Source organism: Micromonospora sp. NBC_01739 (assembly GCF_035920385.1).
In the GTDB taxonomy this organism is placed as follows: Bacteria; Actinomycetota; Actinomycetes; order Mycobacteriales; family Micromonosporaceae; genus Micromonospora.
Map to the genome: position 1 here is coordinate 1,927,035 of NZ_CP109151.1, position 25,649 is coordinate 1,952,683.

General features: G+C 71.2%; 24 protein-coding genes. 11 read left to right on the top strand and 13 right to left on the bottom strand.

All coding sequences use genetic code 11. From position 1 onward, the window contains the following. Nucleotide 1 precedes the first annotated feature (1 nt). The 10 genes from OIE53_RS08565 (at nucleotide 2) to OIE53_RS08610 (ending at nucleotide 10,209) form a co-directional block, all read left to right on the top strand. Complete coding sequence (locus OIE53_RS08565) at nucleotides 2–2,266, top strand: TOMM precursor leader peptide-binding protein (protein WP_327026048.1); 2,265 nt, start codon at nucleotides 2–4, stop codon at nucleotides 2,264–2,266. A gap of 32 nt (nucleotides 2,267–2,298) precedes the next feature. Then, nucleotides 2,299–3,846, top strand: a complete 1,548-nt coding sequence (locus OIE53_RS08570; RefSeq protein WP_327026049.1) for a SagB/ThcOx family dehydrogenase — start codon at nucleotides 2,299–2,301, stop codon at nucleotides 3,844–3,846. Further along, nucleotides 3,843–4,775 (top strand): ABC transporter ATP-binding protein, encoded by a 933-nt coding sequence (locus OIE53_RS08575; RefSeq protein ID WP_327026050.1) that lies wholly within the window; start codon nucleotides 3,843–3,845, stop codon nucleotides 4,773–4,775. Before OIE53_RS08570 ends, OIE53_RS08575 begins: the two co-directional genes overlap by 4 nt. Beyond that, nucleotides 4,772–5,530 carry an ABC transporter permease gene (locus OIE53_RS08580; RefSeq protein WP_327026051.1) on the top strand — a complete coding sequence of 253 codons (759 nt, stop codon included), beginning with the start codon at nucleotides 4,772–4,774 and terminating at the stop codon, nucleotides 5,528–5,530. The genes OIE53_RS08575 and OIE53_RS08580 overlap by 4 nt, the downstream gene beginning before the upstream one ends. 87 nt (nucleotides 5,531–5,617) lie before the next feature. Beyond that, nucleotides 5,618–6,784, top strand: a complete 1,167-nt coding sequence (locus OIE53_RS08585; protein ID WP_327026052.1) for a sensor histidine kinase — start codon at nucleotides 5,618–5,620, stop codon at nucleotides 6,782–6,784. After that, nucleotides 6,781–7,392 (top strand): response regulator transcription factor, encoded by a 612-nt coding sequence (locus OIE53_RS08590; RefSeq protein ID WP_327026053.1) that lies wholly within the window; start codon nucleotides 6,781–6,783, stop codon nucleotides 7,390–7,392. Before OIE53_RS08585 ends, OIE53_RS08590 begins: the two co-directional genes overlap by 4 nt. 284 nt (nucleotides 7,393–7,676) lie before the next feature. Further along, the gene (locus OIE53_RS08595; protein WP_327026054.1) at nucleotides 7,677–8,024 is read left to right on the top strand and encodes a TIGR04351 family putative TOMM peptide; all 348 of its coding nucleotides are present in this window, start codon (nucleotides 7,677–7,679) and stop codon (nucleotides 8,022–8,024) included. A gap of 98 nt (nucleotides 8,025–8,122) precedes the next feature. Further along, nucleotides 8,123–8,395 (top strand): TIGR04351 family putative TOMM peptide, encoded by a 273-nt coding sequence (locus tag OIE53_RS08600; protein WP_327026055.1) that lies wholly within the window; start codon nucleotides 8,123–8,125, stop codon nucleotides 8,393–8,395. Between the two features lies 1 nt (nucleotide 8,396). After that, nucleotides 8,397–9,566 carry a sensor histidine kinase gene (locus tag OIE53_RS08605; RefSeq protein WP_327026056.1) on the top strand — a complete coding sequence of 390 codons (1,170 nt, stop codon included), beginning with the start codon at nucleotides 8,397–8,399 and terminating at the stop codon, nucleotides 9,564–9,566. Between the two features lie 16 nt (nucleotides 9,567–9,582). Continuing rightward, nucleotides 9,583–10,209, top strand: coding sequence for a response regulator transcription factor (locus OIE53_RS08610; protein ID WP_327026057.1), 627 nt, complete (start codon nucleotides 9,583–9,585; stop codon nucleotides 10,207–10,209). 2 nt (nucleotides 10,210–10,211) lie between these two features. Here OIE53_RS08610 and OIE53_RS08615 read toward each other — a convergent pair whose 3' ends face one another. From OIE53_RS08615 to OIE53_RS08675, 13 genes are all read right to left on the bottom strand, one after another. Then, nucleotides 10,212–10,931 carry a DNA alkylation repair protein gene (locus tag OIE53_RS08615; RefSeq protein WP_327026058.1) on the bottom strand — a complete coding sequence of 240 codons (720 nt, stop codon included), beginning with the start codon at nucleotides 10,929–10,931 and terminating at the stop codon, nucleotides 10,212–10,214. A 204-nt stretch (nucleotides 10,932–11,135) separates the two neighbouring features. Beyond that, nucleotides 11,136–12,335 (bottom strand): RtcB family protein, encoded by a 1,200-nt coding sequence (locus tag OIE53_RS08620; RefSeq protein WP_327026059.1) that lies wholly within the window; start codon nucleotides 12,333–12,335, stop codon nucleotides 11,136–11,138. Between the two features lie 148 nt (nucleotides 12,336–12,483). After that, complete coding sequence (mnhG, locus tag OIE53_RS08625; protein WP_327026060.1) at nucleotides 12,484–12,861, bottom strand: monovalent cation/H(+) antiporter subunit G; 378 nt, start codon at nucleotides 12,859–12,861, stop codon at nucleotides 12,484–12,486. Next, the gene (locus OIE53_RS08630; RefSeq protein WP_327026062.1) at nucleotides 12,858–13,121 is read right to left on the bottom strand and encodes a monovalent cation/H+ antiporter complex subunit F; all 264 of its coding nucleotides are present in this window, start codon (nucleotides 13,119–13,121) and stop codon (nucleotides 12,858–12,860) included. The genes mnhG and OIE53_RS08630 overlap by 4 nt, the downstream gene beginning before the upstream one ends. Then, nucleotides 13,118–13,741 carry a Na+/H+ antiporter subunit E gene (locus tag OIE53_RS08635; protein ID WP_327026064.1) on the bottom strand — a complete coding sequence of 208 codons (624 nt, stop codon included), beginning with the start codon at nucleotides 13,739–13,741 and terminating at the stop codon, nucleotides 13,118–13,120. Before OIE53_RS08635 ends, OIE53_RS08630 begins: the two co-directional genes overlap by 4 nt. Beyond that, complete coding sequence (locus tag OIE53_RS08640) at nucleotides 13,738–15,315, bottom strand: Na+/H+ antiporter subunit D (RefSeq protein ID WP_327026066.1); 1,578 nt, start codon at nucleotides 15,313–15,315, stop codon at nucleotides 13,738–13,740. Before OIE53_RS08640 ends, OIE53_RS08635 begins: the two co-directional genes overlap by 4 nt. Next, nucleotides 15,312–15,773, bottom strand: a complete 462-nt coding sequence (locus OIE53_RS08645; RefSeq protein WP_327026067.1) for a Na(+)/H(+) antiporter subunit C — start codon at nucleotides 15,771–15,773, stop codon at nucleotides 15,312–15,314. Before OIE53_RS08645 ends, OIE53_RS08640 begins: the two co-directional genes overlap by 4 nt. Next, the gene (locus OIE53_RS08650; protein WP_327026068.1) at nucleotides 15,770–18,592 is read right to left on the bottom strand and encodes a Na+/H+ antiporter subunit A; all 2,823 of its coding nucleotides are present in this window, start codon (nucleotides 18,590–18,592) and stop codon (nucleotides 15,770–15,772) included. The genes OIE53_RS08645 and OIE53_RS08650 overlap by 4 nt, the downstream gene beginning before the upstream one ends. 201 nt (nucleotides 18,593–18,793) lie before the next feature. Continuing rightward, complete coding sequence (locus tag OIE53_RS08655) at nucleotides 18,794–19,768, bottom strand: ion transporter (protein WP_327026069.1); 975 nt, start codon at nucleotides 19,766–19,768, stop codon at nucleotides 18,794–18,796. Nucleotides 19,769–19,836: 68 nt separating this feature from the next. Further along, nucleotides 19,837–20,886 (bottom strand): extracellular catalytic domain type 2 short-chain-length polyhydroxyalkanoate depolymerase, encoded by a 1,050-nt coding sequence (locus OIE53_RS08660; protein WP_327026070.1) that lies wholly within the window; start codon nucleotides 20,884–20,886, stop codon nucleotides 19,837–19,839. Nucleotides 20,887–21,027: 141 nt separating this feature from the next. Beyond that, on the bottom strand, nucleotides 21,028–21,894 hold the full coding sequence (locus tag OIE53_RS08665; RefSeq protein ID WP_327026071.1) for a M15 family metallopeptidase: 867 nt from the start codon (nucleotides 21,892–21,894) through the stop codon (nucleotides 21,028–21,030). Between the two features lie 7 nt (nucleotides 21,895–21,901). Beyond that, nucleotides 21,902–23,095 (bottom strand): D-alanyl-D-alanine carboxypeptidase family protein, encoded by a 1,194-nt coding sequence (locus OIE53_RS08670; RefSeq protein WP_327027125.1) that lies wholly within the window; start codon nucleotides 23,093–23,095, stop codon nucleotides 21,902–21,904. Between the two features lie 127 nt (nucleotides 23,096–23,222). Continuing rightward, on the bottom strand, nucleotides 23,223–24,455 hold the full coding sequence (locus tag OIE53_RS08675; protein ID WP_327026072.1) for a D-alanyl-D-alanine carboxypeptidase family protein: 1,233 nt from the start codon (nucleotides 24,453–24,455) through the stop codon (nucleotides 23,223–23,225). 297 nt (nucleotides 24,456–24,752) lie between these two features. On the opposite strand from OIE53_RS08675, the gene OIE53_RS08680 reads away from it, so the two are divergent. Then, entirely contained in the window at nucleotides 24,753–25,565 is an 813-nt protein-coding gene (locus OIE53_RS08680; RefSeq protein WP_327026073.1) for a hypothetical protein, read from the top strand. The last annotated feature ends 84 nt before the right edge of the window (nucleotides 25,566–25,649 follow it).

Consider the following 25,649-nt stretch of genomic DNA (forward strand, 5'->3'; position numbering starts at 1 on the left):
GATGACCATCCGTCCACGGGTACGCCGGAACCTGCGCGTGGAGAACGTGCCCGGCGAAGCCGTATACGTGTTCTCCGAGCGTGGCCACCAGGTCATCGAGGGTGAGCTGACCGAGCGGGTCCTGCCGCTGCTCGACGGCAAGCACGATCTCGACGACGTGCTCGACGCCCTTCCCGACGAACCGCCGGAGCGGGTGCTGTTCCTGATCGAACGGCTGGTCCGGATGGGGGTCGTGCTGCGGGTCGACCCGGAGCTGCCGCAGCGCGAGTCGGCCTTCTGGGACATGGCCGGCACCAGCGCCGAGGTGGTCGCCGGCAAGCTGGCCACGGCCACGGTCGGGCTGTCGGTCGTCGGTGAGGTGGACCCGCAGCCCCTGCTGGCCGCCCTCGGTGCGGCCGGTCTGCGGGTCACCCCGGTCGGCGCGGCCGAGGCAGGCGAGGTCGACCTGACCGTGGTGGCCACCGACAACTACCTGAACCCGGAGCTGGCCGAGCAGAACGAGGCGGCCCTGCGTACCGGTCGTCCCTGGCTGTTGACCAAACCGGTCGGTTCGGTGCTGTGGATCGGCCCGACCTTCAAGCCGGCCGGCCGGGAGCACGGCTGCTGGGCGTGTGTGGCCTTCCGGCTGTCCGGGCACCGGCAGGTGGATGAGTACCTGCGCGACAAGCTCGACCACCTGGGCCCGCTGCGGGTGCCGCTGGCCGACCTGCCGACCACCCGGGAGATCGGGGCCCGGCTGACCGCCCTGGAGGCGGTCAAGCACCTGGCCGGTCTGGCCACCGAGCAGGAGAACGGCATCCTCACCCTGGACACGATCTACTTCGACACCCAGCGGCACCCGCTGCACCGCCGCCCGCAGTGCCCCTCCTGCGGTGATCCGGAGCTGGTCGCCCGGCGGTTCGCCGCACCGGTGCGGTTGCAGTCGCGGTCCAAGACCTACACCGGGGACGGGGGGCACCGGGCCCAGCGGCCCGACGAGGTGCTGGCCCGCTACTCACCGCAGGTCAGCTCGGTCACCGGGGTGGTGCGGGAACTGCGGCCCTTCGCCACCGGCCGGGATTTCGTCAAGGGGTACTACGCCGGGCACAACTTCGCCCGCCGGGTGCACAACCTGCGGCATCTGCGCACCGGGCTGCGCAGCATGGCCGCCGGCAAGGGCACCACGGACACCCAGGCCCGGGCCAGCGCGATCTGCGAGGCGATCGAACGCTACAGCGGGTTGTTCGTCGGCGACGAGCCTCGGATCACCGCCACCCTCCAGGAGTTGGGCGACCGGGCGCTGGCCCCGAACGACCTTCAGCTCTACAGCCCCCGGCAGCACGAGAACCGGGTCGCCTGGAACGCGGCGCAACGGTCCAGCTTCCAGATCGTCTGTGACCCCCTGCCGGCCGACCGGCCGATCGAGTGGAGCCCGGTGTGGTCGCTGACCCACGAACGGCACTTCCAGGTGCCGACCGCCCACCTGTACTTCCAGTACCCGAGCCGCTCCGGTGAGCTGTTCGCCTCGGCCTGCTCCAACGGCAACGCCGCCGGGTCCAGCATCGAGGACGCCGTGTTGCAGGGCTTCCTGGAACTGGTGGAACGCGACAGCGTGGCCCTGTGGTGGTACAACCGGCTGAACATGCCCCGGTTCGACCTGGACAGTTTCCGTGAGCCGTGGTTCGACGAGTTCCGGGAGGTCTACGCCGGGCTCAACCGGGATCTGTGGGTGCTGGACCTGACCGCCGATCTCGGTATCCCGGTGGCCGCGGCGATCAGCCGGCGCACGGACAAGCCGGCCGAGGACATCCTGATGGCCTTCGGCGCCCACCTGGACGCGAAGACCGCGGTGCAGCGGGCGCTGAGCGAGATGAACCAGTTCCTGCCGGCGGTCATCGACGTGCAGCCCGACGGCAGCGGCTACGCCTACCCGGACCCGGTCCAGCAGGGCTGGTGGCGCCACGCCACCTTGGCCTCGGAGGGTTACCTGGCCCCCTCGGCGCGGGTGTCGACCGCTACGACCCACCGCAACCTGGCCTCCGCCGACCTCAAGCAGGACGTGGACACCGTACGGGGGCTCGTCGAGCAGGCCGGCATGCAGATGCTGGTGCTCGACCAGACCCGGCCCGACCTGGAACTGCCGGTGGTCAAGGTGATCGTGCCCGGGATGCGACACTTCTGGGCCCGGTACGGCGCCGGACGCCTCTACGACGTACCGGTGCGGCTCGGCTGGCTCGACCAGCCCACCCCGGAGGAAGCCCTCAACCCGATTCCGATGTTCCTGTGACCGCCGGACTGACGACGCCTTGGAGGGGCGCGATGACCGTGACGCAGTCGACCCGGCCCTACGAGAGACTTCTGCGGCTGCATCCGTCGAGCCGACTGGTGCCCGGCGGCGGGCAGCTCACCCTGTGGTCCCGGCACGGTCGGGCCTGTGTCGGGGAGCGGGACCTGCCGATGGTCGCCGTCCTGCAGGCCCTGGCCACCAGGGAGGTGACCCCGACCGAACTGGAGACGCTGGCCCTGGCCGCCGGAGGGGACGACGAGATCGCCGTCCTGGCCCGGCTGCACTGGCTGCTGGACCGCATCGGCAGCGCCCTGGAGCAGCAGCTGGGCCCGGCCGGTGACGCGAGCTGGCTGCGGGTGACCCCGCTGACCAGCGACCTTCGGTTCACCCCGGCCCCGTACACCGGGGAGGCCGCGGTGGGGCTGTCCCGGCTGGCGTTGCTGCGCCGCCGGGAGGGTCACCTGGTGGTCGAGTCGGGACTGGCCCCGTTCCGGGTCAGCCTGCTGCACGAGCAGGCGGTGGCCCTGGTCGGGGCGCTGGCCACCCCGTCGACCGTGCCGGCGCTGGCCGAGCGGCTGGACCTGGACGAGGCCGCCGTCCGGCACCTGGTCGGATTCCTGGCCGCCGCGCAGCTCACCGACGCGGTGGACCCGGCCGCCGACCAGTGGGACCTGCACGAGCTGTACTTCCACTCGCGCAGCCGGTGCGGGCGTACGGACGAGTCCTTCGGGGCCACCTTCCCGTTCGTGGGGGTGCGGCCACCCCTGCCGGCGGTCAAGCCCGCCCCGGCCGGTCCCGAGGTGGTGCTGCCCCGACCGGACTTCGACACCCTGCGGGCCAGCGACCCGCCCCTGGTGCTGGTGCAGGAGGCCCGCCGATCCGTGCGGGGTTTCGGGGTCGAGCCGATGACCCTGGCCCAGTTGGGCGAGTTCCTGTACCGGGTCGGCCGGGTGCGCTCGGTGTACGGGCCGGACCACGACAACCGGATGCCGTACGAGGGAGTGGACCGGCCGTACCCGACCGGTGGGGCCTCCGGGGACCTGGAGATCTACCTCACCGCCCACCGGGTGGCCGGTCTGCCCCGGGCCGCCTACCACTACGACGCCGGGGCGCACCGGCTGGTGCGGGTCTGCGACGACCCGACCCTGATCGAAGGGCTGCTGGCCGGGGCCGCCCAGGCCACCGGCGGCACCCCCACCCCGGACGCTCTGATCACCTTCACCTCCCGCTTCGGCCGGATGACCTGGAAGTACGACGCGATGGGGTACGCCGCCACCCTCAAGCACGTCGGGGTGGCGTACCAGACCGCGTACCTGGTGGCCACCGCGATGGGGCTGGCCCCCTGCGGGCTGGGCAGCGGCGACGCCCACCTGTCCGCCCGGGTCTTCGGGCTGGACTGGCAGGTCGAGTCGTCCGTCGGCGAGTTCATGCTGGGCAGCCTGCCGCGCTGGGCCGACGGGACGGATCCGCACCAGGGCCGGACCAACTGGCGGGGCGTCAACGACCCGGACTGGGCCCACCGGGCAGCCGGGTTGCTCAGCGCCGCCCGCCACGACCGCGCCGCCCGGGAGCCGTCATGATCGAGGTGCAGGACCTGACGGTGGCGTACGGCTCCGTGCGGGCCGTACAGGGGGTGACCTTCCAGGTGGCCCCCGGGGAGGTGGTGGCCCTGCTGGGCCGCAACGGCGCCGGGAAGACCAGCACCATGCAGGTGCTGGCCGGGCACCGGGCGGCGACCTCGGGGCGGGTCCGGGTGGCCGGTGGCGACCCCTACCGGGACCGGGCGAAGGTACGCCGGGAGGTCGGCATCATGTTGCAGGAGGCCGGTTTCCTCGGTGAGCTGACCGTGGCGGAAACCGTGCAGGCCTGGCGACGGTTCGGCAGCAGTCCCCTGCCCCGCGACGAGGTGCTGGATCTGGTGGACCTGCGGCCCCAGGCCCGGACCCGGGTGGGCCGGCTCTCCGGGGGGCAGCGGCGTCGGCTGGATCTGGCGCTGGCGATCCTGCACCGGCCCCGGGTGCTGTTCCTCGACGAGCCGACCACCGGGCTGGACCCCGAGGCCCGGCACAACACCTGGCAGGTCGTCGAGGGGTTGGCCGCGGGCGGCACGACCGTGCTGCTGACCACCCACTACCTGGAGGAGGCGGAGCGGCTGGCCGGGCGGGTGCTGATGATGGAAGCCGGGCGGCTGACCGTCTCCGGTGACCTGCCCACCGTGCTGGCCGCCGGAACGGGCACGATCAGCTTCGCGGCGGACCAACTACCGGCCGATCTGCCCGCCGACTGGTCGGCCGAGTACGCCGACGGCCGGGTGGTGATCCGTACCCGGACCCTCGACGAGACCGCCACCGAGGTGTTCGCCTGGGCGGCGGCCCATGGCCGGGTGCTGGCCCAGGTGGCGGTCCGGCCGGCCAGCCTGGAGGAGGTCTACCTGGGGCTGGTCGACGACCAGCAGGATCGGCGACCCGGCCCGGTCGGTGCCGTGCCGCAGGAGGTGGGGCAGCAGTGAGTACGGTGACGATGGTCGGCGGTTCGGTGGCGGTGTGGCGCCTGGAGCAGCGACTGTTCTGGCGCAACCGGGCCCTGGTGGTGCCGACCTTCCTGGTGCCGGTGGCGATGTGCGTCAGCATCCCCTTCACCGTGCCGGCGGGGCTGGACTGGGACGGGGTGCCCTACCGGGGCCACTTCCTGACCGCCATGATCGCGATGATCACGGTGTACTCGACCTTCACCACCCTGGTGGTGACCCTGACCAGCCGCCGGGACGCCCTGATCCTCAAACGGTTGCGCGGGACGGAGCTGTCCAACCGCTCCATCCTGGCCGGCAACGTGCTGACCGCGTACGTCCTCAGTGGTCTGCAGTTGGTGTTGCTGTTGGGGATCGGGCTGGCCGCCCTGGGGGTGCCGGCCCCGCGCAATCCCCTGCTGCTGCTGGTCGCCCTCGCCTACGGCACCGCGGTGTTCGCCGTGTTGGCCGCCGCCTACACCAGCCTGGTGCCCAATGCGGAAAGTGCTCAGATTCTCTGCATTCCGGTGTTGTTCGCCTGTTTCGCCTGCTCGGGAATATTCGTTCCGCTGTCGGTCTTTCCGGACTGGTTGCGGACATTCGCGGAACTGCTGCCGGTCACCGCTCTGGTCGACGCGGTCCGGGCGGCCTTCTACGGCGGTGGATCCCTGGCCCGGGACGCGGCGGTGCTGGGCCTGTGGTGGGCGGTGGGAGTGATCTTCACTCGCAACTTCTTCCGCTGGGAGGGGAAGCGGTAAGGCGGTCTAATAACGACGACTGTTCGGCTCATTGCTGGTCCCATAGACGAATGTGAGGATTCCTGGCACGTGCTTGGGGGTAGCTGAATGGTCGACGCGGGCACTGCGCCCGACCCGGATAATGCGACGACGGGGGTCGCGGTACGGACTGCGCAGACACTGGTCTTCCTGCTCTCGATCGCCTACCTCAGCATTCCCGCCTCCCGGGTGCTCACCACCCAACCGGTGCCGCAGGCCGGGCTGGCCCTGCTGGCCCTGATCGGGGTGGCCCTGCTGCAGTTCCGGCACACCTGGCACGGGCTGCGCGCCCAGCCTCCGCTCACCTGGTCGTGGACCCTGCTGCTGCAGGCGATCCTGTCGTACGCGCCGGCCCCGCTGGCCGGCGACGCCTGGCTGGGGGTGCCGTCCTTCCTGGCCGCCTCACTGCTGATCACCCTGCGTGCGCCACTGTCTTATGTGGCATATCTGGGGGTGGTGGCGGCGGAGATCCCGTTCGCCCTGCTGGTGCACGAGGATCCCAGCGACATCGCGTACGCCACCCTGGGTGTGGCCCTGACCGGGGCGGTGGTCTTCGGCTTCGTCAAGATGGCCACCCTGGTGTGGGAGGTCCACCGGCTGCGGGCCACCCTCGCCCACCGGGCGGTGGACGTCGAGCGGCTGCGCTTCGCCCGCGACCTGCACGATGTGCTCGGGCACCAGCTGTGCGCCATCGCCCTCAAGGGGGAGCTGGCCTCCGCCGTCCTGCGCACCCGGCCGGAGACCGCCGAGCGGGAGATCGCCGAGCTGATCGGCCTGGCCCGGGAGGCCCACCGCGACATCCGGGAGGTGGTGGCCGGCTACCGCACGGTCTCGCTGGCCGGTGAGATGACCGGGGTGACCTCCGTGCTCACCTCCGCCGGCATCCGGTGCGAGGTGGACACCGTGCCCCTGGAGACCCTGCCGCCGGAGACCGCCACCGGCCTGGCCTTCGCCCTGCGGGAGGGGGCCACCAACGTGTTGCGACACAGCACCGCCCGACACTGCGCGATCACCCTGCGGGCGCAGGACGAGGGTCTGCGCCTGCGCATCGTCAACGACGGCGTACCCCCCGGACCCTTCCACGGGGGCGGCAACGGGCTGGAAGGTCTGCGCGAACGCCTGCACGAACTAGACGGGCACCTGAACGCCGGCCCGGTCGGTGCCGGATCTTTCGAACTGGTGGTCTACGTGCCGAGCCCGGTCACGGAGGCAGCAATGGTGGAGGCAACTCGATGATCAGGATCCTGCTGGCGGAGGACATGCACATGGTCCGCGGCGCCCTCGTGGCGCTGTTGTCACTGGAGGCGGACCTCGAAGTGGTGGCGGAGGTGGCCGACGGCACGGCGATCCTGCCGCACGCGCTGACCCACCGCCCCGACGTGGCCGTACTCGACATCGGACTGCCCGGCATCGACGGCCTGGCGGCGGCCGGCGCCCTCAGCCAGCGGTTGCCGACCTGCCGGACGGTCATCCTGACCAGCCACGCCGACTCGGCGAACATCGCCCGGGCGATGCTGACCGGGGTCTCCGGATTCCTGCCCAAGGACGCCCCACCGGCCCGGTTGGCCGATGCGATCCGTCGGGTGCACCGGGGCGAGCGGGTGATCGACTCCGAGATCGTGGTGGCGGCCTTCCACCATGGCCCCAACCCGCTGACCGAACGCGAACGCGACGTCCTGTCCCAGGTCGCCAAGGGCTCCGACGTGTCCGACGTCGCCGCGAAGCTCTATCTGGCACCGGGAACGGTACGCAACTACCTGTCGGCCATCATGTCGAAGATCGGGGCCCGCAACCGGGTGGACGCGATCCGGATCGCCCGCGACCGGGGCTGGATCAGCGCCTGACCTGCCACCGAGGCCACCCTCCCCTGCGGAGGGTGGCCTCGTCGTGTCCGGGAATCGTGGGCCCGGGCATGACACTCGTCATGTACAGGTCGTGTCGATGATGACTGTTTGACGGCGACGGGCGGACGCCACCATGGGTGTGGCCGATCCACCGGAGATCACTCTCCGGGAGGCGGCCCGGTGGCCGCAATCCCGCGCCCACCGGAGCAGCGGACAGTCCAGATGTCCGCTCCTCGCACATCAGCGAGCGCCGGCTCCGCTGGCGCGGTACGAGGAGGATCGTCATGGCCGAAGGGATCTACGTCCTGTCGGACGAGGACCGCCGGAAGTTTGCCAAGATCGTGTCGAGCGCCTGGTCCGACACCGAGTTCGCCGACCGCTACCAGAACAGCCCCTACGAGGTGCTGGCCGAGCACGGCATCGACTACCCGGCCGCGGTGGCCCCGCCGCTGCTGCCCCCGAAGCCGAGCGGTGACCTGAGCATGGAGGCCCTGGAGGCCGTGGCCGCCGGCTCCGCCGAGGGCACCCTGGGCAGCGCCAGCTCCATCAGCACCATCGGCGGCACCGCCTTCACCGCCAGCACCGCCGGCACCTTCGGCGTCGTGGAACCGGTCGAGCCCGGCCTCAGCTGACCAACCCGGCCGGGCGCCCCGCGCAGCCTGCCCGCTGTCCCCCGTCAGCGCCAGGCAGCGCGGGGCGCCCCAGCCGATCGCGTGGAAGGGAGAAACCGATGGCCGCTGTACCGGCGGAACACCGTACCCGCTTTGCTCGGTTGGTCGCCGACGCGTGGTCCGATCCCGCCCTCGCCGATCGATACCAGCTCGACCCCGCTGCCGTACTGGCCGAGTACGGCATCGTGCTCGGTGCCGGCGACGAGATCCCCGACCTGCCGCCCGCACCGGGTGAGATCGCCGTCGAGGACCTCAGCACCAACGCCGGCGCGGCGATGGCCACGATCGGCACCGTCAGCTGCCCGGGCGCCTGTGTCGGGATGAGTGCCTGAGATGACCTCCGGCACCCTTCAGTCGATCACCCCGGCGGCGGGCACGGGATCGCCCGCCGCCGGGCAGGTCCGCCGTGCCCGGGCGGTCGTGGTCACCCGTACGGTCGCGTACGTCTTCACGGTCGCCATGCTCGCCTTCGGCCTGCTGCCCATCGTGACCGCGGTGACCGGCGACCGACCCTGGTGGGTGGTGATCGCCGGGGCGGCCGGCTTCACCGTCGTCGCCACCGCCTTCATCCGGCTCGTCACCCACGCCATGCGTCAGCCGTGGAGCGACCGCAGAGGCCACGACGCGCTGCTGATCACCGGCATCGTGCTGCTGCTGCCGGTACTCGTCGACCGGGACTGGCAGGTGATCGGCTTCCTGGCCCTGGCCGCCGTGGCGGTCACCTTCCGTCCCAGGTACGGCCTGCTCCTGGCCGCCGGGGTGCTTGTCCTGATCACGGTGGAACGGATCCTGCTCGACACCCCGGGCGTCGCCTTCCTGACCGTGCAGGACGTGCTCACCGGCGCCGCGCTGGCCGGCATCATCGTCCTCGTCGCCTTCATCGAGGAACTGTTCGCCGCCCGCGCCGAGGTCGCCCGCCTAGCGGTCGACGCCGAACGGGTGCGCTTCGCCCGCGACCTGCACGACACCCTGGGGCACAACCTCTCCGCGATCGCGCTCAAGAGCGAACTGGCCCTGCGGCTGCTCGATCAACACCCGGTCCGTGCCCGGACGGAACTCAACGACGTGTACGGCATCGCCCGCGAGTCGCTGCGCGACGTCCGCACCGTGGTCAAGGGCTACCGCCGCGACTCCCTGCAACGGGAGTTGGAGGGGGTGCAGTCCGTGCTGGTGGCCGCCGGGGTCCGGTGCGAGGTCGCCACTCTGGCCGCCGCCCTGCCCGCGCCGGTCGAGGAGGTGCTCGCCTGGGCGGTCCGCGAGGGGGCCACCAATCTGCTGCGGCACAGCAGCGCCAGCCGGTGCCGGATCAGCATGACCCGCACCGACACCGAGGTACGCCTGGACGTCGTCAACGACGGCGCGGCCACCCCGGCACCCACCGACGAGATCGGTGGCAGCGGGCTCACCGGCCTGGCCGAGCGGCTCGCCCCGCTGGGCGGCACCCTCACCGCCGAGCACCGCGCCGGCGGCGAATTCGTCCTCACCGTGCTCATCCCCTGCTGAGAACCGAGGAGAATCCATGATCCGCGTGTTGGTGGCTGAGGATCAGAACCTCATCCGTGGTGCGCTGGTGGCCTTGATGTCTCTGGAGAACGACATCACAGTCGTGGCGGAGACCGAGCGCGGTGACACCATCCTGGCCGAGATCGAACAACACCGGCCGGACGTCGCGGTGGTCGACATCGACCTGCCCGGCATGGACGGCATCGTCGCCGCGCAACGCCTCAAGGACGCCGGCTCGCCGGTACGCATCCTGGTGCTGACCAGCGTCGGCACCCCGGGGAACTTCGACCGGGCCATGCAGGCCGGGGTGGCCGGCTTCCTGGTCAAGGACGCCCCGAGCGACCGACTGTGCCGCGCCATCCGGGACGTGCACGCAGGCCGGCGGGTCATCGACATCGAACTGGCCGACAGCAGCTCCGCCTCGACCCCGCCGGTCGAACGGCCCCGCCCCGGCCCGCTGACCCAGCGCGAACGCGGCATCCTGGCCGCCCTGCACGACGGCACCCCGGTACCGGCCCTACGCTCCATCTTCGGGCTGTCGACGGCGACCCTCCAGGCCCACGTCATGGCGGCCGTGTCGAAGACCGGGGCACCCAACCCCCACGAGGCCGCCCGAATGGCGTACGACAACGGCTGGCTCTAGCCTCAGGGCGTTGCGGGCGGGGTGATCGTCCCGGACAGGTACCACCGCCGTCGCTCCGGCTCGAACTTCTCGATCGCGTACCGCAACATCACCCGAGGCATGTCCCGGTGCCACCGGGACAGGAACTCCTCGGCCACCGCCCGGTCCCGGTTGCCCACCTCACGCAGCATCCAACCGACCGCCTTGTGGACGAGGTCGTGCGGGTCACCCAGCAACCGCTCGCTGAGCCGCAGGGTCCACTCGAAGTCGCCGGCCTTGATGAAGGCGAAGGTCGCCATGATCGCCATCCGCCGCTCCCACACCAGCTCGGAGGCGGCCAGCCCGTCGAGGACCCCACGGTCCTTGTCGATCAGCCAGGGTCCGAGGAGGTACGGCGCGCACGAGTCCACCAGGTCCCAGTTGTTGATCCGGTCCGTGTTGGCGAGCACCAGGCGGACGATGGCCTCGCGTTGCTCCTCGTCGCCCCTGGCGAACTTCCGCACCAGGACGAAGATCGCCGTCAGCCGTTCCTCGTGCACCTCGCTACCCAACAGCGTCGCCACCTCGTCGAGGGACAGCTGACGCCAGTACCGGCCGGCCACCTTCCGCTGCTCCGGCACGGTGACCCCGATGGCCCGGTCCCCCTCGCCGTACCCACCGGGCACCATCTGGAGATACCGACCAACCCCCGCCGCCCGCCCAGGATCCGCCACCCCCGCAAGCGCCGCCCGAACCTCCCCCACCCCACCCACCCCCGCAACCTACCCCTCCCCGCCCTCCCCCACGCGCCCTCGCCACCCCGCCCCGCGCCCGCCTCGCCCCGTCGATCTTGCACTTTTGGTCGCTGATACGTGGCTTTTGCGGCTTATGCGGCGACAGAAAGTGCAAGATCGACGGGGCGAGGCGGGGGCAGAGAAAAGCCGCGCTGGGTGACCAGGGGTGGTCGGTCAGCCCTTGACGCAGACCACCTGCTTGAGGTGGGCCACCACCTCGACCAGGTCCTCCTGCTGGGCCATCACCTCGGTGATGTCCTTGTACGCCCCGGGGATCTCGTCGACCACCCCGGCGTCCTTGCGGCACTCCACCCCGGAGGTCTGCGCGGCCAGATCCTCCGTGCTGAAGGTCCGCTTGGCCTGGGCGCGCGACATCCGCCGTCCCGCCCCGTGCGAGGCCGAGCAGTACGCCGCCTCGTTGCCCCTGCCCCGCACGATGTACGACCCGGTGCCCATCGATCCGGGGATGATGCCCAGCTCACCGGCGCCGGCCCGGATCGCCCCCTTGCGGGTGACCAGCACCTCCACCCCGTCGTAGCGCTCCTCGGCCACGTAGTTGTGGTGGCAGCTGATCGGCTCGTCGTAGCTGACCTGCCCGAACCGGTCCCGCACCAGGTTCATCAGCATGGCCAGCATGACCGCCCGGTTGCGCCGGGCGTACTCCTGGGCCCACCACAGGTCCCGGCGGTAGGCCGCCATCTCCGGGGTACCGGTGAGGAAGACCGCCAGATCCCGGTCGGGCAGGTCGGCGTTGTGCGGCAGCCGTCGGGCCACCGCCATGTGCCGCTCGGCCAGCTCCTTGCCGATGTTGCGGGAGCCGGAGTGCAGCATCAGCCACACCCGCCCCGGATCGGTGCCGCCGGACTCCAGGCAGACCTCGATGAAGTGGTTGCCGCCGCCGAGGGTGCCCAACTGCCGGTGGGCCCGCGTCTCCAGCTGGGCCACCCGGCGGTCCAGGTCGGCGAAGCGCTGCCAGAAGTCGGTCCAGCCGCGCTGCTCCAGACCCCGGACACGGCGCGGGTCGACCGGCTCGTCCCGCTGGGCGAACCCCACCGGAATGGCCTCCTCGATGGTCCGACGCAGCCCGGAGAGGTCGTCCGGCAGGTCGGCGGCGGTCAGCGAGGTGCGTACCGCCGACATGCCGCAGCCGATGTCCACCCCGACGGCCGCCGGCGACACGGCCTGCCGCATCGCGATCACCGAACCGACCGTGGCGCCCTTGCCGAAGTGCACATCCGGCATCACCGCGACCCCCTGCACCCAGGGCAGTCCCCCGATGTTGCGCAGTTGCCGGGCCGCCTGCGCCTCGATCCCGTACGGATCCGTCCAGACCCGCACCGGTGCCCGGGTCCCCGCAAGCAGGCTGAACCCCATGATGCCCTCTCCTCGTCAACGCCGATCATGCACTTCCGGTCGCCGATACGTCACTTCTGCGGCTTGTACCCCGACAGAAAGTGCAAGACGCGGAATGCGTGGGGTGAGGGTAGGGAGTGGGGGGTTACGGGGGCAACGGGGTTTGGGGTCAGGGGCGGTGGGGGGTGGGGGTGTCTTCGGTGATGCGGTCGAGGTGGGCGGCGAGTTCGTCGGTGAGCAGAAGGTCACTGCGGATCTCACCGTGCGGGTAGCCGGCCCGACCGACCATGTGGGCGGCCACCGGGGCGGTGGCCAACTGGAAGACCCCGATCAGCACCAGGGTGGTGATGTCGACCCCGGTACGCAGCCGCAGCCCGCAGCCGAGCAGCACCAGCAGCAGCCCGAGAACCTGCGGCTTGGCCGCGGCGTGCATCCGGGTGAGCAGGTCGGGGAAGCGCACCAGGGCCACCCCGGCGGCGAGACTGAGCAGGGCACCGCTGATCAGGCAGACCGCGGCGACGATGTCGAGTACGGCGTCGAGGCTCATTTGCCGTTTCTCCCTGCCGCGAAGCGGGCGACGCTGACCGATCCGACGAACCCGAGCACCGCCAGCACCACCAGCACCGGCAGCGCGGTGGCGTCCCGGCTGTAGGCGGCCTCGGTGGCGATGGCCGCGACGATGATGGCCAGCAGCACGTCGGTGGCCACGGCCCGGTCCAGGATCGACGGACCACGGATGATGCGGGTGAGGGTGAGCCCGCCGGCCACGGCGAGCAGCGCGGTGACGGTCACGGCGACGATGGTCATGCCGCTACCCCTTCCAGATCCAGTGGCGGCGGTGGGTTCTCCCGGATGCGACGCTGTTCCTCCGGTGAGCCGATCGCGGCGATGATGCGCTCCTCCAGCTCCAGCACCCCACGCCGGAACTTCTCCACCTCGGCCAGGCTGTCGAGGTTGATGACGTGGATGAACAGGGTGCCGCTGGCGCGGTCGGCCTCCAGGATCAGGCTACCCGGCACCAGGGACAGGGCCTCCGCGGTGAGGGTGAGGTTGAGGTCGGTGTTCACCCGCAGCTGCACCGCGATGATGGCGCTGTGCGGCACATGCCCCGGACGCATCGCCATCCAGGCGATCTGCACGGAGGCCACCACGAGGTCGCTGAAGAACCGGACCAGGAACCGGAGGGCGCCGAGGGGGTGGATGCGCCCCGCGAAGGTCACCGGCGGCAGCGGGAAGACCGCCAGCAGCACGGCGGCCACCACCAGCCCACTGATCACGGTCGCCCAGGAGGGCGTACCCCAGAGCAGCACCCAGACCACCACCAGGAAGATCACCGCGGTGATCCGGTTGCGGCGTCGGGCGGCCGGGGTCAGGGGTGGGTTGGGCGGCTCGGTCGGATCCGCCGGGGTCATCGAGTCGGGTTTCACGGCGCACCTCCCGGGAAGACGGCCTCGACGTACGGGGTGCGTTGCAGCAGATCGTTCGCGGCGTCCGTGCTCAGGTCGAACAGCGGACCGGCCACCACCGACAGCACCAGGCCGAAGACCACCAGGGCCACCGTCGGCGCGATCATCAGCCGGGGCAGCACGGCACCGGTCTGCCCGGCCGCCAGGGGCTGCTGCGGCTGCACCGCTCCCTCGGTGCGGGCCGCCTGCTCCGCGTCATCGGCCGCCGGCATGTCCGGGTGGGGTGCCCGCCAGAAGGCCAGGTTCCACACCCGGGCCACCGCGTACAGGGTCAGCAGGCTGGTGACCAGGCCACCGGCGACCAGAATCCAGGCCAGGGCACCCCCGTCGTCGATGCCGGCCTGGACCAGGCCGAGCTTGCCGAGGAACCCGGAGAAGGGTGGGATGCCGGCGAGGTTCAACGCCGGTACGAAGAACAGCACCGCGAGGATCGGCGACAGGCGGGCCAGGCCGCCCAGCCGGTCCATGGCGGTGGTGCCACCTCTTCGTTCGACCAGTCCGGCGGCGAGGAACAGGGTGGTCTGGATGGTGATGTGGTGCACCACGTAGAAGATCGCCGCGGACAGCCCCAGGGCCGAGGTGAGCCCCACCCCGAAGAGCATGTAACCGATGTGGCTGATCAGGGTGAAGGACAGCAACCGTTTGATGTCGGACTGGGCCACCGCGCCCAGGATGCCGACCACCATGGTCAACACGGCCGTCACCAGCAGCAGGGTCGCGGTCCGTCCGCCGGGGAACAGCAGGGTCTCGGTACGGATGATGGCGTACACACCGACCTTGGTCAGCAGGCCGGCGAAGACCGCGGTGACCGGGGCGGGGGCGGTGGGATAACTGTCCGGCAACCAGGCCGACAGCGGGAACACCGCGGCCTTGATGCCGAACGCCAGCAGCAGCATGCCCTGGAGCACCAACCGGATGTCGTCCGGAAGGGCGTCCAGCCGGTCGACGAGCTGGGCCAGGTTCAGGGTGCCGGTCGAGGCGTACACCAGACCGATGGCGACCAGGAAGATCACCGAGGAGAGCAGGCTGACCACGACGTAGGTGGTGCCGGCCCGGATCCGGGTCTCGGTGCTACCCAGGGTCAGCAGCACGTAGCTGGCCACCAGCAGGATCTCGAAGCCGACATAGAGGTTGAACAGGTCGCCGGAGAGGAAGGCGTTGCAGACGCCGGCGGTCAGCACCAGATAGGTGGGGTGGTAGACCGACAGCGGAGTCTCCTCGTCGCCGTCGGCCATACCCTGCCCGATGGAGTACACCAGCACGCACAGGGTCACCGCGGCGGAGACCACCAGCATCAGGGCGGCGAGCTGGTCGGCCACCAGCACGATGCCCAGCGGGGCGACCCAGCCACCGACCTCCACCACCAGGGGCCCGTGCAGGCTGGACTGCACCAGCAGGGTCGCGGCCACCGCGACCGTGGCGGCGAGCACGGTGAGGCTGACCCACCGCTGGGCACGGGGCCGGCCGAGCAGCAGCAGGGTGAGGGCCGCGCCGAGCAGTGGCATCACCACCGGCAGCGGAACGAGGTAGGTCATCCGGCCCGCCCTCCCTTCGCCGTGGCGGACAGCCGCCGATCGTCCTCAGTCGGTGTTTCCTCGTCGTCGTCACCATCGACGTCGTCGTCGGGGACCTCGTCGCGGTCCGCGAGGTCCATGATCCGGCGGTCCTCGACGTCGTCCTGCACCTCGTCATGCCCGTTGAGGTGCCAACTGCGGTACGCCAGGGCGAGCAGGAAGGCGGTCATGCCTAGGGTGATCACGATGGCGGTGAGGATCATCGCCTGCGGCAGCGGATCACTCATCTCCTCCTGGGGGGTGCTGCCGACGATCGGCGGGCCTCCGGCCCGCCCACCGGTGAGCAGCAGCATGTTCGCGCCGTTGCCGAGCAGGATGACACCCATCAGCACCCGGGTGAGGCTGCGTTCCAGCAGCAGCGTCACACCGGCGGCGACGAGCACGCCGACCACGATGACGTAGGTGAGGTTGGGGCTCACACCAGCTCCTTTTCCCGTACCTCGTCGCCCTCGGTCTCGTGTTGGCGGTCCATCTCGGCGCCGAGGCTGCGCAGGATGTCCAGTACCAGGCCGACGACGATCAGGAAGACCCCGACGTCGAAGAAGGCCGACGTGACGAAGTGAATGTGACCCAGCACCGGCAGGTGGAAGTCCAGCAGGGCGCTCTGCAGGAACTCCCCGCCCAGCAGCACCGCGGCCAGGCCGGTGCCGACGGCCACGAACAGACCGGCGCCCAGCACCACACCGGCGTCGACCGGGGCGGCGCCGTTGAGCTCGGTACGACCACCGGCCAGGTACCGCACGGCCAGGGCCAGACCCGCCACCAGACCGGCGGCGAAGCCGCCACCGGGGGCGTTGTGGCCACTGAACAGCAGGTAGATCGAGAACAGCAGAATGGCGTGGAACAGCAGCCGGGTGATCACCTGAAGGATGACCGACTGGGACCGGGCGGTGGCGCCGGTGGTCAACCAGCGGGGCCGGTTGTACTCCGTCGGGCCCCCGCCGGGGATGTCGCCACGGCGGACCAGGTCGCGGGCATGGCGGAAGATCAGGCTGGCCACCCCGGTGGCGGCCACCACCAGGACGGCGATCTCACCCATGGTGTCCCAGGCCCGGATGTCGACCAGGGTCACGTTGACGACGTTCTTGCCGCCGCCGTAGGCCACCGCCTCGTCGGGGAAGTCGACCGAGATCGGGACGGCCTGCCGGGCCCCGGCCGCGACGTAGGCCATGCCGGCGGTGACGGCGCCGACGGCCACCCCGATCGCCACCCGACCCCGTCGGCTGGAACGGATCGGGCGTTCGGAGAACTTGGCCGGCAGTCGGCGCAGGACCAGCACGAACATCACGATCGTGACGGTCTCCACCAGGAACTGGGTCAACGCCAGGTCGGGGGCCCCGTGCAGGATGAACATCAGGGCGATGCCGTAGCCGGCCACCCCGACCAGGATCATCGCGGTGAGCCGACGCAGGGCGCGGGCGGCCATCACGGCGGCGATCACCACCATGGCGGCGGCGACTCCCTGCAAGGGGGTGTCCCACAGATGGAAGCGCTGTGGCCAGGGGCTGCCGGCCAGCAGCGCACCACCCGGCAACACGACCATCACCACCAGGATGACCCCGAGGTAGAACGGCAGCGAACCACGCTGGGTCCTACCGGTCAGCTCGACCGCCAGCCGGTCGATGGCGTTGATGCACTTCTTGTACGCCACCGCCCCGTCGAACGGCAGCCGCAGGGTGGCCCGGAACCGCTCCCGGCGCATCAGGGCGAACAGTCCGACACCCCCGGCCACCGCCAGCGCGGACAGGCCCAGGGCCGGGGTCAGGCCGTGCCACAGGGCCAGGTGGTAGCCGGGCTCCGCGGACCGGTAGAGATCGGCGTACGGGGCCAGCAGGCGATCGACCGCCGGGGCCAGCACACCGACGGCCACCCCGGCCAGGGCCAGCACGGCGGCCGGGGTGAGGATCGCCCAGGACACCGGCCGGACCGTGGTGGGCTTGATCCCGGGCTTGTCGGCGAAGGCCCCCCACAGGTAGCGCAGGGTGTACGCCACCGTCAGCACGGAACCGAAGATCACACCGGCGAGTACCACCAGGTCGGCGGTGCCGCCGTGCAGCAGCGCCTCGACGGCGGCCTCTTTGGCGACGAAACCGGCCATCGGCGGCAGACCGGCCATGGAGGCCGCGGCCAGCCCCGCCACCACGGCCAGGGCGGGGGCCCGACGCCCTACACCGCTGAGTTCCCGCAGGTCACGGGTGCCGGTGGCGTGGTCGATGACCCCGACGGTGAGGAACAGGGTGGCTTTGAACAGGGCGTGGGCCAGCACCATGGCCACCCCGGCCAGGGCGGTGTCCCGGGTGCCGGCACCCAGGATCACCATCAGCAGGCCGAGTTGGCTGACCGTGCCGTACGCCAGCAGCAGCTTGAGGTCGACCTGCCGCAGCGCCGACCAGCCGCCGAAGAACATCGTGATCAGACCGCCGACGAGCAGCACCGGCCGCCACGGGGTGGCATCTCCGACGGCGGGGCCCATCAGGGCTACCAGGAAGACGCCCGCTTTGACCATGGCCGCGGCGTGCAGGTACGCGCTGACCGGGGTGGGGGCCGCCATCGCCCCCGGCAACCAGAAGCTGAACGGGAAGATCGCCGACTTGCTCAACGCCCCCAGCAGGACCAGCACCAGGGCGGTGGCCAGGTAACCGCCGGCGGGCAGGTTCTGGGACACCTCGGACCAGCGGTAGCTGCCGGCGTGCTGACCCAGCATCACGAACCCGGCGAGCATCGCCAGGCCACCCAGGGTGGTCACCAGCAGGGCCTGCATGGCGGCTCGCCGGCTGGTCCGCTTGGCCGGGTCGTAGCCGATCAGCAGGTAGGAGAAGACCGTCGTCAGCTCCCAGAACACGTACAGCAGCAGCAGGTCGTCGGAGACGACCAGGCCGAGCATCGCACCGGCGAAGGCCACGAACACCGCCGCGAAGCGACCCAGGCCGGGGTCGTCGGAGCGGAAGTAGCGGGCGCTGTACGCCAGCACCAGCGCACCCACCCCGCCGACCAGCACCAGCATCAGCCAGGACAGGGTGCCCATTCGTAGCGCGAGTTCCAGGCCCAGCTGCGGCACCCAGGTCACCGTCTCGACCACTGGCTCGCCGGAGCGGACCCCGCCGGTCTGCGTCAGCGCCCACGCCAGCGTCGCTCCAGGGACCAACGCGACCACGTAGAGGGCGTGCCGTCCCCAGAGTCGCACCAGCGCCGGGGCGATCACGGCTGTCAGCGCATGGACCGCCACCAGAACCAGCACGCACCCTCCTCGGGAGATCATCAGTCGGTGCAACGACCCTATCCGGTAAGGACCGCTGTCTGCATCTGCCGTGATTTGGATCAAAGGTGTGTCCGGCGACAGAGCACTCAGAACGTCCGCCGAGTTCACCGGTCGCAACCGTTCGACCCGGGCCGGAAAACACCGGGGATCGGCGCGTCCGGTTCGGTCAAAAACGTTCGTTCAGTCCTTCAACACCCGACGTCCCCGCCCGTCGTCGCGATCGATGCGCAACTCCCGCTCCAACTCCACGATCAGGGTGCGCAGATCGTCCAGGCGTTGACTGATCGCGATGCGGTCCACTTCGTCGGGCACCCCGTCGCCGTCGGAGTCGTAGCCGGGGGCCAGCCCTTCGGTCATCTCCAGCCGACGCGCCTCCTCCATGGAGTTGACGAAGACGGCGATCAGGATGTTCAGCAGCAGGTTCACCGTGATCACCACGAAGCTGCCGTAGTAGAGCACCGTCCACGGGGAGACCTCCATGCCCTGTTCTATGAGGTCCGGCAGGGTCTCCAGGGACAGCAGCACGAACAGGGTCAGCAGCGACCGTCCGATGTCCCCGTACTGCTCCGGATAGACCTTGCCGAAGATCAGCCAGCCGGCCATCCCGTAGACGTAGAGGGTCACCACGGCCAGGGCGAAGAAGCCGCCGATGCCCGGCAGACTGCGCCACAGGGCCGCGACGATCGTGCGCAGGCCGGGCGAGAACCGCACCAGCCGCACCATTCGCAACACCCGTACGACCCGCAACAGCGCCGAGTCGCCGTGCAGGCCCGGCAGGAAGATCGCCACGATCACCAGGAAATCGAAGACGTTCCAACCCTGGCGGAAGAAGTCCTGTGGTCGGCGCCCGTAGGCCAGCACCCGGATGACGATCTCGATGACAAAAATCACTCGGAAGATCCACTCGACCGCGTGCAGGGCCGTGCCGGCCGCACCCAGATCGGGATAGGTCTCCAGCCCCAGGACCACCCCGTTGGCCAGGATCACCGCGACGATCGCGAGTTCGAACGGGCGGGAGGCGGAGATCCGGGCACAGGCCTCGAACAGCCCAGGCCGTGACGAGTCGACCGGCCCGCGGCGCGGGGCCGGCACCTGCGCACCGTTCACCGGGTCACTGACCTCGGCACGAGCGCTGGGGCCGGCCGCGCCAGCCACCGTGCGTCACCCAGGTATCGACGTACGGCAGTCATGACCGACAGCCTACGGGGCGACGCCGGGCGTCATCATCCGCCCAGTCGTCGGACCATGTTCATCACGGTTTCCACCTGGGCCCCGCCCTTGATGGGGTAGTTCGTCGCCCCCAGGTAGCCCCACCAGTCCCAGCAGCCGTTCGGGTTGGCGGTGGCGGTGACGGCCTGCGGGTACAGCACGATCATCGCGTTCGTGTCGGCGTACTGGTTGAGGTTGGCCCGGTCCACGAAGGCCGTACCGACCCGGCTGCGCCCCTGCAGGCAGCCGTGCAGGGCGACCATCAGGCGGCAGCTCGCCCCGGCCGCGCAGGAGGCCGGAACGTAGGCGAACCCCTCGGCGTCCATGCTCAGGGCGGTGGCCCGGCCGCCGGGGGCGAAGGTGTGCTGGCTGAACCGGATCAGGGTGCCGCCCAGGGGGCCGGTGTTCGGCGGCTGCACCGTGCCGAACAGCTTGCGCAGCAGGGTGTTCTGCGGGTCGGTGCCGCAGTTGTTGAGGAACGGTGCGGCCGTGCCCGTGCAGCCCACCGTCCCGTACGGGGTGACCCAGCCGTGCCCGGCGGAGGAGGTGTTGTCGTACTGCACGTTGGCGCCGAAGTGCTGCTGGTAGCGGACCAGGTCGTCGCTGACCGACCGCTTGACGGTGCTGTCGGAGCGACCGTGGAAGACGTAGACCGGTTCCCCGGACAGCCCGCTGACCGGGTCGATCCAGCCGTAGCCGGCCCAGGTGCGGGTGTAGGTCTGCAGGGCGCTCAGGTAGGTCGGGTAGAGGTTGTCGCCGCAGCCGTACAGGGCCTGGGCCACATTGTTCTGGGCGCAGTAGTACGGGCCGGCGGCGAACAGCGCCGCTCCCCTGATCCGCTGCGAGTAGGCGACCTGGAGCTGGGTGGCCAGGTAGGCCCCGGAGGAGACCCCGGCGACGTACACCCCGGAGACCCGGTACGACGACAGGGTCCCGGCCACCGGGGTCTTGGTGTGCACAGTGGCGGCGTACGCCGGTGCCGTGGGGGTGATCAGCACTGCCGTGGGGGTGATCAGCGCTACCGCGACGGCTCCGGCGAGCAGCCGCAGGACGGATTTCAGCATGACGCTCTCCCTGGGGCCGGTGAGCGCCGGCGAGGACGTCGGCGTACGGCGACGCTAGCGTGATCCAGGTCACCGGCGACATGAGCGCGGCCCACACCCGAGCGGGTCGCGCTGTGGTGCCGGGCGCTGCCCTGCGGGCGGTCAGTCGGCGGAGGAGCGGGCGACCGGCAGGTCGAAGTAGGTGTCCGGCCAGGGTTCGTCGCCGTAGCGGTAGTGCCACCACTCCCGGTCGTAGCCGACGAACCCGCCCTCGGTCATCAACTGCCGCAGCAGCCGCCGGTTCTCCCGGGCGGTGGCGCTGACCCCGGTGGCGTCGATGTGCGCCAGCGGGTCGAAGCAGTCGAACCCGGTGCCCATGTCGACACTGTTGTCCCCGAAGCGTTCCGGCACGGGGGCCGCGCAGGCCACCAGTGGTTGGCCGGCGACGTAGGGGGCCTGCGCGGGCGGGGGCAGGCCGACCAGGGTCAGGTCCACCGTGCTGCCCCGGCTGTGCGCGGTCGGCGCACCTAGATAGCCCTGGTCGAACAGGTCCGACTTGGCCACCCGGGGATAGAACTCGGCCTTCATCCGCTGATCGTCCGGGCGACCGGCCCAGGTCAGGAACTCCTCGGCCGCGGACTGCGGGCGGTAGCAGTCGTACACCTTGAGGGTGTGGCCGGTGGCCAGGGCGGCGTCCTGCACCCGGCGCAGCGCCTCGGCGGCCGGGGCGGTGAGCAGGCACACCGGCTCGGCATATCCGGTGACCGGCCGACCGATGAAGTTGTGCGGCCCGGCGTACCTGATGTCCGTCAGGATCCGGGGGTCGGCCTCGGAGAGCAGGACGAAGTCCGGACCGGTCGTGCTTGTCGCGGAGGGGGTGGGGGTCGGGGAGGGTTGGGGTGCGGGCGTCCGACGGCCGCACCCGGCCGCCGCTACCAGGCCCACCGTCAGCCCGACCACCAGCACCGCTGCCGTCCGACCCGGCCGCCGCCCGGGTCGGGGCCGGTCGGCAGGGCGGCGTTCGGCCATCCGCCGGTCAACCGCGGGAGGTCGGGGCACGCCGGTCGGTACGCAGCCGCCGCCGCACGATCAAGCCAGCGACCAGGACGGTCAACCCCACGGCCAGGAGCAGGTACGAGCCGGAGCGGAGCCGGTCGGCCAGCGGATGCCCACCGGCGGCCTCACCACCGGAGGCACCACCGGGCAGCGCCTGGGGCGGCACCGTGCTCGGTGCCGCGGAGGCCGTGGTGGCGCCGGGGGGCACCAGCACCCCGACCGAGGCGTCACGGGGCAGGGCGAAACCCCAGTCGAGCAGCTCGGCCCCCTGCTCCCAGGCCCGCTTGTCGATCACGTCCGCGCCGAGCAGGGTGACCACCAGACGGCGTCCGTTGCGTTCGGCGGCACCGACATAGGTGTGCCGGGCCAGGTCGGTGTAGCCGGTCTTGCCGCCCAGCGCGCCCGGGTAGCGGTAGAGCAGCTGGTTGTCGTTGTCGATGGTGAAGCCCTTGGCGCGGTGTCCCGGCTGGGCCGGGATGTCCGCCTCCCGGGTGGCCACGTACCGGCGGAAGTGCTCGTCGGCGAAGCAGGCCCGGGCGATCAACGCCAGGTCGTACGCGCTGGTGAACTGCCCCGGACCGTCCAGTCCGGAGGGTGTCGCGGCATGGGTCTGGTACGCCCCGAGCCGCCGGGCCTGCTCGTTCATCTCCCGCAGGCCGCCGGCCATCCCGTCCGCGCCCCCACCCAGGCGGGCCAGGGCGTTGGCCACCTCGTTGCCGGAGCGCAGCAGCAGCCCCAGCCAGAGGGTGTCCACGCGGTACCGGCCACCCGCCACCAGTCCCACCGCCGAACTGCCCGGCTCGATGTCCAGGTCGCCCGCGGTGATGGTGACGACCTCGGCCGGATCCAGCCGGGGCAGCATGGTCGCGGCCAGCAGCAACTTCTGCACACTCGCCGGAGTGGCGTACTCGTGCGGCCCACAACCACCCAACACCTGCCCGGTGTCCAGATCGGCCACCACCCAGGAGGTGGCGGCCACCTTCGGTGGCGCCGACACCTGCGGCGGGGCGACGAGTCCGGCGGTCGCCAACCGGGCGCCCCCGACCGCTCGGGCCACCGGATCCGGTGCCGGTGTCGCCGAGGGTGTCGGGCCGGGCGCGGGTGGCGCCGGTCGTGGGCACGGCACGGGTGCCGCCGCGGTGGCACCCGTGGTAGGCACCAGTGGTGATGTCATGAGCGCCGCGGTCACCGCCACGGCCAGGCCGGAGACTCTCACAGCCCTTGACACTATCGGGTGAATTCCGGCCAGTCCGGCGAATCGACCAGCACGGACCTCCCGCCGGCCCTCGACCCGGCGTGGGTCACCGACGGCGGGCGCTGCCTCGCATCCGCCATACGAGAACCACGGCTAGCACGATCAGAACCGCTCCCACGGCCAACGGCACGTACCGGCCCCCGCCGGGGGTGTCGTCCAGCCCTGCCGAGGTGGTCACCTGCGCCGGCGGCAGGTCCTGGCTGGGTGGGGTGGGGGTCGGGGTCGGTTCGGCCTCCCACTCCCCCGGGTCGACCAGGCGACCCACCGTCGCCTCGGGCGGCAGGCCGAATCCCCAGTCGAGCAGGGCCGCACCCTGTTCCCAGCCCCGCAGCGGCTGGGGCTCGGCACCGAGCAGGGTGACCACCAGCCGACGTCCGTCGCGCTCGGCGGCACCGACATAGGTGTGCCGGGCGTAGTCCGTGAAGCCGGTCTTGCCGCCCAGGGCACCCGGATAGCGGTAGATCAACTGGTTGTTGTTCTGGATCTGGAAACCCTTGGCGCCCAGGGCCTTCTGCGCCGGGATCCGGGCCCGCTCGGTGCGCACGTACCTGTTGAAGGTGGGATCGGCGAAGCAGGCCCGGGCGATCAGCGCCAGGTCGTACGCGCTGGTGAACTGTCCCGGACCGTCCAGTCCGGAGGCGGTGACCGCGTGGGTCTGCAGGGCACCCAGATGGCGGGCGTACTCGTTCATGGCCCGCACCCCACCGGCCACCCCCTCCGGCCCGCCGCCGAGGCGGGCCAGGGCGTTGGCCGCCTCGTTGCCGGACTGCAGCAGCAGCCCCAGCCAGAGGGTCTCCACCCGGTACCGGCCACCGGGCAGCAACCCGACCGCGGAACTGCCCGGGGCGATGTCCAGGTCCTCGCGGGTCACCGTGGCCACCTGGGTCGGGTCCAGTCGGGGCAGCATGGTCGCGGCCAGCAGCAGCTTCTGCACACTCGCCGGGGTGGCGTACTCGTGCGGCCCACAACCACCCAGCACCTGCCCGGTGTCCAGATCGGCCACCAGCCAGGAGGTGGCGGTCACCTTCGGTGGCGGCGGCGCCTGCGGCGGCACGACCAGCCCCGGGGTCGCCAGGGCCTCGCCGCCGACCACCCGATGCTGCGCCACCGTGGGTGGTGGCGTCGGTCGCGGCGACCGCACCACCTTGGGTGCCTTCGCCTTCGGGCAGGGCGGCACGGCAGGAACGGCACTCTCAGTGGCCGCCGCAGCACCTGGAGTCACCGGAGCGACGAGGGTCGCGAGGACGACGAAGACGGTCACCAGCGCCCTGAGCTTCATGAACACGCAGACTAACGGCCAGCCGGCGCCCAGCACCCGGGGCGGTGCGGCATCGGCGCGCAGTCACCCCGCGAGACCGTTGAACTGATAGATCCCCCCTGCCGTATTCACCGGCGAACCACAGTCACCCCGGACCTGCGGCGGGAGCGCTCCCGACACACGTCCGGTCCCACCCGGAGCACGACACGCAGGCGGGCCGACCGCCGTCGTCGTACCGCCCCCGGGCCCCACACGTCGCATCAGCCGGCGGGCGACCTTCGTCGACCCCTCCGGCCGGTCAATCATGAGGAGAGACGCATGGTCAGGCGTACGCTACGGCACCACAAGCACGCGGCCTTGAAGGTCGGCGGGGTCGGCCTGCTCGCGGTGACCCTGCTCGGAGCCGGTCTGACGCTGGCCTCGGCCGATGACAGCGCCAGGACCGCCGCGCAGACGGCGAACTGCCCGACGGTACGGGACAAGCTCGGTTCCGTGCCCGCCGCTGCGGCCGCCGGAGTCGAACAGGAACTGGCCAACCTCGACAAGCAGATCGAGGAGGCCAACGCCCGTCTCACCCAGCAGGCCGCCAACCCTCAGGGCGGCGCCAACTTCATCTCCAACGCCATCCTCGGCCCCCTGGCCAGCAAGCGGGTGGCCGCCCTCGACCGCATCGGCATCAACATCAACCGGGTGGGTGGACAGCGCCCCGACCTGGCCAGCCTGGCCACCTGCGGCCTGAACCCCCCGGGCACCCCCAGCGCCCTCAACGGCAACGCGGGCAACGGCAACGCGGGCAACGGTAATGCCGGCAACGGTGGAGTCGGGGTCGCCCAGAAGGTGAGCTGCCCGAGCGTCGGCGACCGGCTGCCTGCCGTACCCGCTCAGGCCGTCGCCGAGGTCCAACGCGAGCTGGCCAACCTGGACAAGCAGATCGCCGAGGCCGACGCCCGGCTGGCGCAGTTGGCGGTCCGGCCGGAGGGTGGCCCGAACTTCGTGCGCAACGCCGTGGTCGGCCCGCTGGAGGACCGGCGGGTGGCCGCCATCAACCGGATCGCCACCGCGATCGGCCGGGTCAACGGCAACCGGCCGGGTGACCTGGTCAACCTGGCCCGCCCCTGCGTGGTTCGCTGATCCCGACAAACCCGAACGGCCCGGGGTGACGCCGTCACCCCGGGCCGCACCCGTTCCACCCCAGGTTCACTCCACCTCGGACCG

Coding starts and splice junctions, on each gene's coding strand:
- OIE53_RS08565 (WP_327026048.1), top strand. CDS start 2: ATGACCATCCGTCCACGGGTACGCCGGAACCTGCGCGTGGAGAACGTG.
- OIE53_RS08570 (WP_327026049.1), top strand. CDS start 2,299: ATGACCGTGACGCAGTCGACCCGGCCCTACGAGAGACTTCTGCGGCTG.
- OIE53_RS08575 (WP_327026050.1), top strand. CDS start 3,843: ATGATCGAGGTGCAGGACCTGACGGTGGCGTACGGCTCCGTGCGGGCC.
- OIE53_RS08585 (WP_327026052.1), top strand. CDS start 5,618: ATGGTCGACGCGGGCACTGCGCCCGACCCGGATAATGCGACGACGGGG.
- OIE53_RS08590 (WP_327026053.1), top strand. CDS start 6,781: ATGATCAGGATCCTGCTGGCGGAGGACATGCACATGGTCCGCGGCGCC.
- OIE53_RS08595 (WP_327026054.1), top strand. CDS start 7,677: ATGGCCGAAGGGATCTACGTCCTGTCGGACGAGGACCGCCGGAAGTTT.
- OIE53_RS08600 (WP_327026055.1), top strand. CDS start 8,123: ATGGCCGCTGTACCGGCGGAACACCGTACCCGCTTTGCTCGGTTGGTC.
- OIE53_RS08605 (WP_327026056.1), top strand. CDS start 8,397: ATGACCTCCGGCACCCTTCAGTCGATCACCCCGGCGGCGGGCACGGGA.
- OIE53_RS08610 (WP_327026057.1), top strand. CDS start 9,583: ATGATCCGCGTGTTGGTGGCTGAGGATCAGAACCTCATCCGTGGTGCG.
- OIE53_RS08620 (WP_327026059.1), bottom strand. CDS start 12,335: ATGGGGTTCAGCCTGCTTGCGGGGACCCGGGCACCGGTGCGGGTCTGG.
- mnhG (WP_327026060.1), bottom strand. CDS start 12,861: ATGAGCCTCGACGCCGTACTCGACATCGTCGCCGCGGTCTGCCTGATC.
- OIE53_RS08630 (WP_327026062.1), bottom strand. CDS start 13,121: ATGACCATCGTCGCCGTGACCGTCACCGCGCTGCTCGCCGTGGCCGGC.
- OIE53_RS08640 (WP_327026066.1), bottom strand. CDS start 15,315: ATGACCTACCTCGTTCCGCTGCCGGTGGTGATGCCACTGCTCGGCGCG.
- OIE53_RS08660 (WP_327026070.1), bottom strand. CDS start 20,886: ATGCTGAAATCCGTCCTGCGGCTGCTCGCCGGAGCCGTCGCGGTAGCG.
- OIE53_RS08665 (WP_327026071.1), bottom strand. CDS start 21,894: ATGGCCGAACGCCGCCCTGCCGACCGGCCCCGACCCGGGCGGCGGCCG.
- OIE53_RS08670 (WP_327027125.1), bottom strand. CDS start 23,095: ATGACATCACCACTGGTGCCTACCACGGGTGCCACCGCGGCGGCACCC.
- OIE53_RS08675 (WP_327026072.1), bottom strand. CDS start 24,455: ATGAAGCTCAGGGCGCTGGTGACCGTCTTCGTCGTCCTCGCGACCCTC.
- OIE53_RS08680 (WP_327026073.1), top strand. CDS start 24,753: ATGGTCAGGCGTACGCTACGGCACCACAAGCACGCGGCCTTGAAGGTC.